Below are 12,215 nucleotides of genomic sequence, written 5' to 3'. Positions count from 1 at the left end.
CCAGATCGATGCCCGTCGCCGAACCTCGACCTCAGCCCCACCCAACCTCCCCCAGCAGTTTTGGGGGAGGTGGGCGAGTAATGCGAGCCCGGAGGGGGCGCCGCCGGCGCAGCGCGATGACAGTGGATGAACCGGGATCGATCCTGATCCTGCGCCTCAAATAGATCACCCTGACCGATCTCCCATGCAGCGCTCCACCCTGCCGATCCTCGCCGCCGCCCTGGCCGCCGCGCTTCCCGCCACGGGGCGCGCGCAGGACATGGCCGACTACGACTACGAGAACTTGGTGCTCAGCGGCATCGGCGTGCACCTGAGCGAGGTGTTCCCCGCCCGCACGGACCCGGCGCTGGGGATGAACGTGCGCGTCGACCTGGGGCTGCTGGGCCCCAACGTCCGCATCACGCCCGGCATCACCTACTGGTCGTCGCAGCTGCGCGAGGGCGAGGTGGAGCGCATGGAGACGCGCATCGAGGACGCCTGCGACCGCGGCGGCGTTCCCTGCCCGGGGATCGAGCTGGGCGAGGTGGAGACCAGCGACCTGTCGCTGGACGTGGAGGCCCACTACCTGTGGACCACCGACTACTTCGTGGAGCCGTACGCCGGCGCGGGCGTGTCGCTGCACCTGCTGAACGGCAGCGGCGAGTTCATCGACGACACCTTCGTGGAAGAGCTGCTCGACGCCATCGCCCCGGGGCTGAACCTGGTGGGCGGGCTGGAGTTTCCCGTCGCGGGGAACCTGCGGGTGCTGGGCGAGGCGCGGGCGGTGCTCACCGGCACCACGCGCTTCATCAGCCTGGGCGTGGGCGGCGCGTGGCGCTTTCCGCCGCAGATGCAGCGGCCCGTCATCCCGCCGCCTCCGCCCCCGCCGTCCACCTCTACCCCGGGAGAGCGCTGATGGCCGCCGCCCGCCCCCCCGTCCGCGTGGCCGTCCTGGGCGCCGGCAGCATTGCCCAGGTGGTGCACCTGCCCATCCTTACCCGCATGCGCGGCGTGCAGGTGGCCGCCCTGGCCGACCGCGACGCCCACACCGCGCGCACCATCGCCCAGCGCTTCGAAGTGCCCGCCGTGGCCACCAACTTCGAGGAGGTGCTGACGGACGACATCGACGCGGTGGTCGTCTGCACGCCCAGCAACCGCCACGAGGCGCACGTCCGTGCGGCGCTGCAGGCGGGGAAGTACGTGCTGTGCGAAAAGCCGCTGGCGCTCACGGCCGAGGGCGTGGCATCGCTGCTGAAGGTCGATGGCGCGGACGAGCGGCTGATGATCGCCATGAACCAGAGGTACCGCCCGGACGCCATCGCCCTGCGGCAGTTCGTGGCCGGCGGCGAGCTGGGGAACGTGTACTACCTGAAGACGGGCTGGCTGAACCGCTACCGGCCCCGCGGGCGCACCTGGCGCGACCGCAAGGCCACGGCGGGCGGCGGCGCCTTCATGGACCTGGGGCTGCAGATGCTGGACCTGGCCCTGTGGACGCTGGGCTACCCCGTGCCCGAGCGGGTGAGCGCGCACATGTACGCGCGCCCCGACAGCGAGGTGGAGGACGCGGCGGCCGTGGTGGTGCGGCTGGAGGGCGACCGGGTGATCAACCTGGAGTGCACCTGGAACCTGCTGGCCCAGCGCGACCGCCAGTTCCTGCACCTGCTGGGATCGAACGGCTCCGGCTCGCTGTCGCCGCTGGCGGTGTTCAAGGAGATGCCGGCGGGGCTGGTGGACGTTACCCCTCCGGTTCCCGCCACGCGCGAGAACGCGTTCACCGCCAGCTACCGCAACGAGCTGTCCAAGTTCGTGGACGTGGTGCGCGGAGAGCGCACCCCTGACGCGCCGCGGGAACACGTCGTGCTGATGCGGCTGGCCGAGGCCGCGTACCGCTCCGCCACGGAGCGCCGCGAGATCGAGCTGACGCCGGACGCCGGCTGAGGGCTCACCGAAGACACGGAAACGGAGGACGGGCAGAATGGCGGACGTGAAAGAGCTGGTCGAGGGGATGAACGAGGACCTTTCGGCCGAGTACCAGGCCGTGGTGATGTACCGCACCTACGCGTCGCTGGTGACCGGCCCCTGGCGGCAGGAGCTGCGGGGCTTCTTTGAGGGCGAGATCCCCGACGAGCTGGGGCACGCGGCGTTCCTGGCCGACAAGATCGTGTCGCTGGGCGGCATTCCCACCACCGAGGTCAAGCCGGTCCCCATCCCGCGTACCAATCGCGAAATGCTGGAGAACGCCCTGCAGGCCGAGGTCGACACCATCGAGCGCTACACCAAGCGCCTGCAGCAGGCCGAGGAGCTGGGCGAGATCAGCATCAAGGTGCAGCTGGAAAACCTGGTGGTGGACGAAAGCCAGCACCGCGACGACATCCGCCGCATGCTGATGGACTGGAAGGAGTCGCAGTAGCGGAACTGCAGGGAATAGGGAACAGGGAATAGGGAATAGCGGGATGATGAGGACGGGCGCGCGGCGGATGCCGTGCGCCCGTCTCGCTTCTTCGCCCAATCCACCGGATTGTCATCCTGAGGCCCATTCGCGCAGGTCCCTGCCTCCGTCCCGGAGCAGGCCGGGCCGAAGGATCTGCTCTCCGGCTGCTCGAACGCGGACGCGGCAGCCCGCGCCGGACCCGCGGCCACGACATCCCCGGACAGGGCCGCCTGCTCTTCATCGCTGCTTCAGCCCAATCTATCGGATGTCATCCTGAGGCCCATCCACACCGGTACCTGCCTCCATTCCGGAGCAGGCCAAGCCGAAGGATCTGCTCTCCGGCTGCTCGAACGCAGACGCGGCAGCCCGCGTCGGCCCTGCGGCCACGACATTGCCTGACAAGGCCGGTTGCTTTTCGCCGGAGAAGCCGCGCGTACCGGTGTCGGACGGGTTGGTCGCGGGGGGACGGGTGTAGAGAATGGCAGGATGATGCGAACGGGCGCGCGGCGGAATGCTGTGTGCCCGTCTCAAATTCGTGCGGTGGCGGGATTGGTCTTATTGTCCAGTTCCTTCGCTGCCGCTATCGTTGAGGCCGGCTCTTACAGGAGGAACCTCGATGGGTACGATGCCGGTCTACCTGGAAGTCATCGACTTCATCGCCGCCGGTCCCACGCCTGAGCGGATCGCGGCGTATCACCCGTCGAACGCCGCCCAGGGACGGGTAATGGAGCTGCTGCAGCGGCAGAAGACGGGAGATCTGCTGCCGCAGGAGGAATTCGAGCTGGACAACTACCTTCAGCTCGAGCACCTGATGCGCCTGATCAAGGCGCGCGCGAGGCGGTACGCCTCTGCGTGAGTGGTGCATACATCAACGCCACGCTCCGGCGGGGGGTGGTGCGGAGGGCAGGCGAGATCTGCGAATACTGTCTCATCCACCAGGACGACGCGCTGCTGGGATGCGCGGTCGATCACATTGTCAGCGAGAAGCATGGCGGTCGGACGGAGCTGGACAACCTCGCTCTGTCCTGCACGTTGTGCAATCGCCGGAAAGGCACCGACCTCGCCTCCATCGTTCCCGATACTGGGCGCGTGGTCGCCCTCTTCAATCCTCGCCGCGATATCTGGACGGAGCACTTCAGGCTCTCGCGAGACGTTCTGACGATCCATCCGCGCACCGACACTGGCGCCGCGACGGTGCGCCTACTGGGCCTCAACGACTTTCACCGCCAAGCCGAGCGTGCACTGCTCCGTGAAGAGCGCCGGTATCCCTGCCGTGCGGCGCTTCGCAAGCTCCAGCAGCCCGCGTGAGGAGAGCCTTCGCCCCGGAGGGGAGCGCAGGTTGCCCGGATGGGCAGGATTGATTACATTTGTCGATTCCCTGACCGCCCGCGCGTACAGATCCGCGGGGATGGTCTGAAGGGGCCGTACTCATGCTCAGCTCAAGGTGGTCATCCATGAAGGCCGACATCCATCCGAACTATCAGACCGCGACGGTGCACTGCGCCTGCGGCAATACGTTCCAGACGCGCACCACCAAGGGCGACATCTCCGTCGAAGTCTGCAGCAACTGCCACCCGTACTACACGGGCAAGCAGAAGCTGATGGACACCGCCGGCCGCGTGGAGCGCTTCCGGCAGCGGTACGCGACCCCCGCCGCCAAGTAACACCGACCGCGAAAAAGAGCCGGGGCCACGAACCCCGGCTCTTTTTCCATCCAGGCCCCGCATATCGGGTCCGGAAACCGGGGAAGTCCGGAATCGCCCGCACGGCTACCCGTGCGGGCGCTTGCCGCATGTTGTACTTTCGCACGCTCGCTCCTTCGCACTCTCGCACCGCCGTTCATGCTCGACCGCATCGCCGAAACGCGCGCCCGCTACGAAGACCTTTCCGTTCAGCTGGCCGACCCCGGCATTCACGCCGACCCCAAGCGCCTGCGCGAGCTTTCGCGCGAGCACTCGCGGCTGGCGCAGGTGGTCGAGGCCGCGGCGCGGCTGGACCGCGCCCGCGTGGAGCTGCAGGGCGCGCAGGAGATGCTGGCGGACGCGGGCGGCGACCCCGAGATGGCCGCCATGGCGCGCGAAGAGGCGCAGGGGCTTACGGCCGACGTGGAGCGGCTGGAGGGCGAGCTCAAGCTGCTGCTGATTCCCAGCGACCCGCTGGACGACCGCGACGCCGTGGTGGAGGTGCGCGGCGGCACCGGCGGCGACGAGGCCGCGCTGTTCGCGGGCGACCTGTTCCGCATGTACAGCCGCTTCGCTGACCGGCGCGGGTGGAAGGTGGAGGTGGTGAGCGTGTCCGAGGGGACGGCGGGCGGCTACAAGGAGGCGGTGTTCGTGGTGCGCGGCGCCAACGCGTACGGCGACCTGCGCTACGAGAGCGGCGTGCACCGGGTGCAGCGCGTGCCGGCCACCGAGACGCAGGGGCGCATCCACACCTCCGCCGCCACCGTGGCCGTGCTTCCGGAGGCGGAGGAGGTGGACGTGCAGATCAACCCCAACGAGCTCAAGATCGACGTCTACCGCAGCTCGGGGCCGGGCGGCCAGTCGGTGAACACCACCGACAGCGCCGTGCGCATTACCCACCTGCCCACGGGGCTGGTGGTGACCTGCCAGGACGAAAAGTCGCAGCACAAGAACAAGGACAAGGCCATGGGCGTGCTGCGCTCGCGCCTGCTGGACGCGCGCATCGCCGAGCAGGAGGCCGAGCGCAGCCGCGACCGCAAGGCGCAGGTGGGCACCGGCGACCGCTCGGCCAAGATCCGCACGTACAACTTTCCCCAGAGCCGCCTGACGGACCACCGCATCGGCTACACCACGCACGCCCTGCAGCAGGTGCTGGACGGCGGCCTGGACGAGGTGATCGAGCGGCTGAAGCTGACCCGGCAGGAAGAGCGGGCGGCGTAGGGGGGCTGGCGGAGAGGCGGTCGAGGCGGTTCAGCAGGATGTGGGGCGCCCGGCCGGCGCCCCCTCCGGGCTCGCATTACTCGCCCACCTCCCCCAAAACTGCTGGGGGAGGTTGGGTGTGGGGCAGGGGGTGGAGGTTGGCGAGCGGGATCGAACTGCGCCCGCGGGGGCCCTCACCCGCTCGCCCAGGCTCGCACCCTCTCCCGCAAGCGGGAGAGGGTGACGCGGGACAAAGGCTGCTGGAGCGCGATCGAATTCTCCTCTTCCCCATGCAGTTTATGGGGGAGAGGCCGGGAGAGGGGGGCCCCGTCGGGCGCAACTCGATGCAGATCGAACCGCCGAGATCCGTCCGGGATCGTTCCGGGGCCCGTCCGGCGCAGCTCGATGCCGGGCCACCCCGGGTGCCCGCTATTCCCTATTCCCTGTTCCCTATTCCCTCTTGTCCACCGACACCAAGCGCTGGACCGTCGTCGAGCTGATCGGCTGGACGGCGGAGTACCTGGGCGGCAAGAACGTCCACAACGCCCGCCTGAACGCCGAGCTGCTTCTGGCCGGCGTCCTGGGGCTCAAGCGCCTGGACCTGTACCTTCAGTTCGACCGCCCGCTGCGCCCGGAAGAGCTGGCCGAGTTCAAGGAAAGGCTCCGCAGGCGTGCGAAGCGCGAACCGTTGCAGTACATTGACGGCACGGCCGCATTTCGTGACCTTGTGCTGCGGGTGGACCCCCGGGTGCTCATCCCGCGGCCCGAGACGGAAGTGCTCGTTCAGGAAGTGCTGGACTGGGCGCGCCCACGCAACGATCTTGTCGCCGTGGACGTAGGCACCGGCTCCGGCGCCATCGCGCTGGCGCTGGCCACCGAAGGCCCGTTCTCCCGGATCGTCGCCACGGACGCGCAGGCGGACGCGCTGGCCGCCGCGCGCGAGAACCACGCGCACGCCGCCCCCGGCGCGCCGGTGGAGTTTCGCCTGGGCGACCTGCTGGCCCCGGTGCGGGGCGAGGCGTTCGACGTGGTGGTCTCCAACCCGCCGTACGTGGGCAGCGAGGAGGCCGCGTCGCTGGACCCCGAGGTGCGCGACTGGGAGCCGGCCACCGCGCTGTTTGCGGGCGTGGGCGGGCTGGACGTCATCCGCCGGCTGGTTCCCCAGGCGGCGGAGGCGCTGAAGCCCGGCGGGCTGCTGGCGCTGGAGATCGGGGCGGCGCAGGGGGCGGCGGTGCGGGGGATCATCGAGGAAACCAACGCGTTCGGCGCGCCGCGGGTGCGGCCGGACCTGGCGGGGCGCGACCGCTTCGTGCTCGCCGAACGACTTTTGAATCCGGACTGAGGGGCACGGATGGACCAGATCTCCGAGCGGGCGCGCGAAGTGGGGCGCCAGATCGCGCAGAGCAGCGAGTACAAGGCGTTCAAGCGCGCCAGCCAGGGGCTGAGCGACGACCGCGAGGCCGTTACCCGGCTGAACCGGCTGCAGGCGCTGGAAGAAAGCTTTACCCAGCTGATGCAGCAGGGGCAGGAGCCGCCGGTCGAGGAGCAGCAGGAGTACGAGCGGCTGGTGGGCGAGGTGCAGGTGATGCCCGGCTACCAGGCGCTGGCCGCCGCGCAGAGCAACTTCGACCGGCTGATGCTGCGGGTGAACGAGGAGATCGCCAAGGGGATCGAGGCGGGCGAGCAGAGCCGCATCATCCTGGCCCCCTGACCCGCGCCCGATGTTCAAGCTGCCCAGCGACTTCCGCGAGCAGGGAACCCGGCTCTTCACCCCGGTGCTGGACCTGTTCGTCCGCAGCGGGGTCTCGCCCAACGCCGTCACCACCTTCGGGTTCCTGGTGACGATGTCGGCGGGGCTCGCGTTCTTTTACGGCAACCTGCAGATCGGCGGGGCGCTGGTGCTGCTGGGCGGGTTCTTCGACGTGGTGGACGGCTACGTGGCGCGCCAGACGGAGCGGGTGACGCGCTTCGGGTCGTTCTACGACAGCACGCTGGACCGCATCAGCGAGGTGATGGTGTTCCTCGGCGTGTTCAGCCTGTACAACGGCAACGAGCCCAACATCGGCGAGCCGTGGATGGTGTACGTGGTGGCCCTGGCGCTGGCCGGGTCGCTGATGGTCTCGTACACCCGCGCGCGCGCCGAGGGAATGGGGATCGACTGCCGGGTGGGGCTCATGCAGCGGGCCGAGCGGGTGCTGCTGCTGGGCATCGCCACGCTTTTCTTTGGCTCGTGGCGCGAGGGGCTGGTGCTTACCTGGGTGATGCTGCTGATGGCGGTGCTCACCAACCTCACGCTGATCTACCGGATTCACTGGGTTTACCAGCACACCCGCGCGCCGGCCGCCCCCGCCCCCCGGGGGCCCGCGCGCCGAGCGGACAGAACACCAGCAAAAAGGTAACACACACCGTGCGCAGCGACAGTTACGTGCCGCGTCCCGCCGAGGGGCGCCTGGGCATCCTGCTTCCCGGGCTGGGGGCGGTCTCCACCACCTTCATCGCCGGCGTGGAGCTGGTGCGCCGCGGAATGGCGCGCCCCATCGGCAGCGTTACCCAGATGGGCACCATTCGCCTGGGCAAGCGCACCGAGAACCGCGTGCCGCCCATCAAGGAGTTCGTGCCGCTGGCCGGCCTGGACGACATCGTGTTCGGCGCCTGGGACCCGTTCCCCGCCAACGCGTACGAGAGCGCGCTGGTCAGCGGCGTGCTGGACCGCCACGCCCACGTGGAGCCCATCGCCGACTTCCTGATGGGCATCGAGCCCATGCCGGCGGTGTTCGACCAGAACTACGTGAAGCGGCTGGACGGAACGCACGTAAAGCCGGGCACCAGCAAGCGCGAGTGGGCCGAGTCGCTGCGCGACGACATCCGCGCCTTCAAGGCCCGCAACGGCTGCGACCGGCTGGTGATGATCTGGTGCGGAAGCACCGAGGTGTACATCAAGCCCGGCGAGATCCACCAGACGCTGGAGTCGTTCGAGCGCGCCATCGACGAGAACCACGCCGACGTCGCGCCCTCGATGCTGTACGCGTACGCGGCGCTCATGGAAGGCGTGCCGTACGCCAACGGCGCGCCCAACCTGTCGGTGGACTTTCCCGCGCTGCTGGAGCTGGCCGAGCGCAACGGCGTGCCCATCTGCGGCAAGGACTTCAAGACGGGCCAGACGCTGATGAAGACCATCATCGCGCCGGGGCTCAAGGCGCGCATGCTGGGGCTGGACGGCTGGTTCAGCACCAACATCCTGGGCAACCGCGACGGCGAGGTGCTGGACGACCCGCAGTCGTTCAAGACCAAGGAAGAAAGCAAGCTGTCGGTGCTGGAGCACATCCTTCAGCCCGTCACCTATCCCGAGCTGTACGGCAAGTTCGCCCACGTGGTGCGGATCAACTACTATCCGCCGCGCGGCGACGCCAAGGAAGGGTGGGACAACATCGACATCCGCGGGTGGCTGGACTACCCGATGCAGATCAAGGTCGACTTCCTGTGCCGCGACAGCATCCTGGCGGCGCCGCTGGTGCTGGACCTGGCGCTGTTCCTGGACCTGGCCAGCCGCGCGGGGATGAGCGGCATCCAGGAGTGGCTCTCGTTCTATTTCAAGAGCCCCATGTTCGGCGAGGGGCTGTACCCCGAGCACGACCTGTTCATCCAGCAGATGAAGCTGAAGAACACGCTGCGGTGGATGATGGGCGAGGACCAGATCACGCACCTGGGGCTGGACTACTACCTCGAGGAGTCGATGGCGGAGGTGTAGGAGGGGAGTGCGTGAGTGCGTGAGTGCGTTAGTGCGTTAGTGCGAAAGTTAGGGGAGGCCCGGTTTCCAGCGTGGAAGCCGGGCCTTTCTGCATCTGTCGACGCACGGAAAGGCATCGATAGACCTCGCGGCGGCGTTCTGCCTTTCTTCCCTGAATTTTACATTGGTCTTTCGCGCCACCACGTGCAGATTGGGTGTTCCGTTTTTGTCCACCCTTTGATCTGGAGATCCGTTCCATGAGCCAGTCGTTCTCGTTCAACCTTGCCGGGCAGAAGCCGCCGGTGGATGTGCCCGGCGGTAGCATCCAGGAAGGCAACGCGGGCACCTTTCCCGTGCTGGACGGGCTTGCGGCGTACATCGTGACGCTGGACCCGGGCGGGGTGCGCATTCCGCACTGGCACCCGGACTGTAACGAGATGCAGTACCTCATCAGCGGCAGCGACGTGCAGGTGGGACTCATCACGCCCGCGAACGGCGTAAAGCCAGGGACGGACAAGTCGTACACGCTGCGGGGGCCGGGATGGGTGGGGTTCATTCCCCAGGGGTGGCACCACTACATCCAGAACACCGGCACCGAGCCGGCGGTGATGATGATCTTCTTCAACAACGCGTCGCCCAACGACGTGGACGTGTCGTGGGCCCTGAAGATCGGTGGCAGGGACGGCCGGAAGGTGATGGAGCAGGTCTTCGGCATCTCGCTGAAGGACGCGGACTTCAAGCGGATCTGGAACGCGCCGGGCACCCCCGGCGGCACCCGCCCCAGCTCGGAGTTCGGCTTTGACCTGGGCGCGTCGCACCCGCAGATCGTCATCGGCGGCAGCACGATACGGCAGGCTGTGCAGCCCACCTTTCCGGTCCTGCGGGGGATGGGGCTGCTGCTGCTGACGCTGGAGCCCGGCGCCGCCCTGGTCCCGCACTGGCACCCCAACGCCGTGGAACTGGACTACGTGCTGAGCGGCGAGGTGTACATGGGGCTGATGACGACGGCCCAGGGCCAGAAGCCCGGCGCCGACGTTTCGGCCAGGCTGGAACCCGGGATGGTGGGATTCATCCCGCTGAACTGGTTCCACTACCTGCACAATACGGGAAGCGAGCCGGCGCGGGTGCTGGTGCTGCTGAACAGCGAGGCGCCCGAAGAGGTGGACATCTCGTGGGCGTTCCGCACGGGCGGCGCAGACGGAGAGCGCGTGCTGAAGGACGTGTTCGGCATCAGCTGGCAGGGTGCGGACTTCAAGCAGATCTGGATCTCGCCCCCGCCGCAAGACAGCTGAACGGTCTTATACCAGATCCGGAAAAGCAACGCCTTTGGGGTACAGAGGAACAGAGTCAAACAGAGAAAGCGAGTGGAAGCATGATCTCGTTTCCTCTGTCTGACTCTGTTCCTCTGTACGATTATTTTTTTCGGGATCTGGTATTACGCAACGACGCGGAGGCGCAGAGGGAGACTTTCCCGCCGCGCCTCCGCGTCCTGGCGTGCTGCTTCGGGATACTGCCCCGCACACGGCACCCGCTGAAGTGTATCGACCCCGCACTCACGCACTCACGCACTCACGCACTCACGCACTCACGCACTCACGCACTCACGCACTCACGCACTCACGCACTCACGCACTCACGCACTCACGCACTAACGCACTCACGCACTCACGCACTTTGTCCTTCACCACCCTCTCCGCCCCCGCCGAAGCCCAGTTCCGCGAAAAGGCCTCCACCTTTCTCGCCTATGCCGCGCCCGTGAGCACGGAGGCGGAGGCGCGCGCGGTGCTGGCGGAGCGCGAGAAGCTGCACTGGGACGCGACCCACAACTGCTCGGCGTGGGTGGTCCGGGGCGGCGTGCGGCGCGCGAACGACGCGGGGGAGCCGTCGGGGAGCGCGGGGGCGCCCATCCTGGCGGCCATCGAGGGGGCGGGGCTCACGGACTGCATCGTCATCGTGACGCGGTGGTATGGGGGGACCAAGCTGGGCGTGGGCGGGCTGGTGCGCGCGTACGGCGACGCGGCGGCGCAGGCGCTGCAGGCGGCGCCGCGAAGGATCGGCGTGGAGGCGGCGCGGCTCTCCATCACCTATCCCTACGCCCACACGGCGGCGGTCATGCGGGCGATGGAACGGGCGCGCGCGGAAGAGGTGGAGCACGGATACGCCCCGTCGGGGGACGCGGGAATCGTGGAAATCTCCGTCCCGGTGGACGCCGTGCAGGCGCTGGCGGACGAGCTTCGGGAGGGGACGGCGGGGGCGGTGGCGCCGGAGAAAACGGGGGATCGCGTACTTTATCGGAACGCCGATACATGATCGGCGTATTCCTACGCAGCCACCGCCGCGGGCAGCCTGCCGCGGCACGATCCGCAGATACCCCCCGGCCGTTCTCCCGCGGCCGGTCCGCACTGCCGGAAGTCCTGAAGGAGACACACGGATGGATGGAGCCGTGCTCGCCGATCCCATCATGGAGCGGCTGAGAAAACGCCACCCGGCGTACAGCGAAACCGCCTATCTCTTCATCCTCGCCGCCCTGCACTTCACCATCGAGCGCGCGGGCGAGGCACGGCACATCACCGGCCGCGAGCTGGCCGAAGGGTGCCGCGACCTGGCCATCGAGCGCTTTGGGCTCATGGCGCGCAGCGTCCTGGAGTACTGGGGCATCCGCAGCACCCGCGACCTGGGCGAGATCGTGTTCGCGCTCGTGGAATGCGGCGTTCTGGTGAAGCAGGAAGGCGACTGCGTGAGCGACTTCGAAGGCGTGTTCTGCTTCGACCAGGTCTTCGAGCAGAACTATCCCTGGTGCGCCGCCGTCCGCCAGCCGGCGCAGAACTGACCCGGTTTTTCTCCCCGACATCGACCGAATCACCCGCACCACGAGTCGTTGAGCCTGTAGATGGAACAGGCCTTGCGGCGATTTTCCCCGTCCGCGTGTATGTGTGGGGTGCGGCCGCGCGCCCGGGTGGGGAACCTACAGGGGGATGGGGAGGGAGTCATGCCGGACGAACGCGACTACCCGCAGTGCAAGAAGTGCAACGAAGGGCTCCTGGTGCCGCTGTCGGACTACGGGCGCGAAGGGGCCCCCATCACCTACAAGGCGTGGGTGTGCACCAACCCCGACTGCGGCTTCAACATCCGCATCGACAACGGCGAGATCAGCTTTGGCCGCACCATCGGCCAGAGCTTCAAGTGACCGCCGGTT

15 protein-coding genes are annotated in these 12,215 nt (G+C 68.1%); all 15 read left to right on the top strand.

What is annotated here, in order from left to right:
• Positions 1–184 precede the first annotated feature (184 nt).
• The 15 genes from VGC13_RS08190 to VGC13_RS08120 all read left to right on the top strand — a co-directional run bounded on the left by VGC13_RS08190 (position 185) and on the right by VGC13_RS08120 (position 12,206).
• Entirely contained in the window at positions 185–895 is a 711-nt protein-coding gene (locus VGC13_RS08190) for a hypothetical protein (RefSeq protein WP_331124745.1), read from the top strand.
• Positions 895–1,917, top strand: a complete 1,023-nt coding sequence (locus VGC13_RS08185; RefSeq protein WP_331124744.1) for a Gfo/Idh/MocA family oxidoreductase — start codon at positions 895–897, stop codon at positions 1,915–1,917. The genes VGC13_RS08190 and VGC13_RS08185 overlap by 1 nt, the downstream gene beginning before the upstream one ends.
• A gap of 37 nt (positions 1,918–1,954) precedes the next feature.
• A complete protein-coding gene (locus tag VGC13_RS08180; RefSeq protein WP_331124743.1) occupies positions 1,955–2,389 on the top strand; it encodes a ferritin-like domain-containing protein in 435 nt (144 codons plus the stop codon).
• A 637-nt stretch (positions 2,390–3,026) separates the two neighbouring features.
• On the top strand, positions 3,027–3,266 hold the full coding sequence (locus VGC13_RS08175; protein WP_331124742.1) for a hypothetical protein: 240 nt from the start codon (positions 3,027–3,029) through the stop codon (positions 3,264–3,266).
• The gene (locus VGC13_RS08170; RefSeq protein WP_331124741.1) at positions 3,263–3,718 is read left to right on the top strand and encodes an HNH endonuclease; all 456 of its coding nucleotides are present in this window, start codon (positions 3,263–3,265) and stop codon (positions 3,716–3,718) included. Before VGC13_RS08175 ends, VGC13_RS08170 begins: the two co-directional genes overlap by 4 nt.
• A 146-nt stretch (positions 3,719–3,864) precedes the next feature.
• A complete protein-coding gene (rpmE, locus tag VGC13_RS08165; protein ID WP_331124740.1) occupies positions 3,865–4,074 on the top strand; it encodes a 50S ribosomal protein L31 in 210 nt (69 codons plus the stop codon).
• A 177-nt stretch (positions 4,075–4,251) separates the two neighbouring features.
• Positions 4,252–5,313, top strand: coding sequence for a peptide chain release factor 1 (gene prfA, locus VGC13_RS08160; RefSeq protein WP_331124739.1), 1,062 nt, complete (start codon positions 4,252–4,254; stop codon positions 5,311–5,313).
• A 439-nt stretch (positions 5,314–5,752) separates the two neighbouring features.
• Positions 5,753–6,634 carry a peptide chain release factor N(5)-glutamine methyltransferase gene (gene prmC, locus VGC13_RS08155; RefSeq protein ID WP_331124738.1) on the top strand — a complete coding sequence of 294 codons (882 nt, stop codon included), beginning with the start codon at positions 5,753–5,755 and terminating at the stop codon, positions 6,632–6,634.
• Positions 6,635–6,643: 9 nt separating this feature from the next.
• Positions 6,644–7,003, top strand: a complete 360-nt coding sequence (locus tag VGC13_RS08150) for a YlbF family regulator (protein WP_331124737.1) — start codon at positions 6,644–6,646, stop codon at positions 7,001–7,003.
• Positions 7,004–7,013: 10 nt separating this feature from the next.
• Complete coding sequence (locus VGC13_RS08145) at positions 7,014–7,691, top strand: CDP-alcohol phosphatidyltransferase family protein (protein ID WP_331124736.1); 678 nt, start codon at positions 7,014–7,016, stop codon at positions 7,689–7,691.
• A gap of 8 nt (positions 7,692–7,699) precedes the next feature.
• Positions 7,700–9,040, top strand: coding sequence for an inositol-3-phosphate synthase (locus tag VGC13_RS08140; protein WP_331124735.1), 1,341 nt, complete (start codon positions 7,700–7,702; stop codon positions 9,038–9,040).
• A 236-nt stretch (positions 9,041–9,276) separates the two neighbouring features.
• Positions 9,277–10,311: a cupin domain-containing protein gene (locus VGC13_RS08135; RefSeq protein ID WP_331124734.1), complete on the top strand. Its 1,035-nt coding sequence runs from the start codon at positions 9,277–9,279 to the stop codon at positions 10,309–10,311.
• A gap of 382 nt (positions 10,312–10,693) precedes the next feature.
• Positions 10,694–11,329, top strand: coding sequence for a YigZ family protein (locus tag VGC13_RS08130; RefSeq protein WP_331124733.1), 636 nt, complete (start codon positions 10,694–10,696; stop codon positions 11,327–11,329).
• Positions 11,330–11,450: 121 nt separating this feature from the next.
• Positions 11,451–11,849 (top strand): Minf_1886 family protein, encoded by a 399-nt coding sequence (locus tag VGC13_RS08125; RefSeq protein ID WP_331124732.1) that lies wholly within the window; start codon positions 11,451–11,453, stop codon positions 11,847–11,849.
• A gap of 159 nt (positions 11,850–12,008) precedes the next feature.
• Positions 12,009–12,206, top strand: coding sequence for a hypothetical protein (locus tag VGC13_RS08120; protein ID WP_331124731.1), 198 nt, complete (start codon positions 12,009–12,011; stop codon positions 12,204–12,206).
• Positions 12,207–12,215: the final 9 nt, after the last annotated feature.

Source organism: Longimicrobium sp. (genome assembly GCF_036399255.1).
In the GTDB taxonomy this organism is placed as follows: domain Bacteria; phylum Gemmatimonadota; class Gemmatimonadetes; order Longimicrobiales; family Longimicrobiaceae; genus Longimicrobium.
This window is presented reverse-complemented; position numbering and strand designations above follow the sequence as displayed.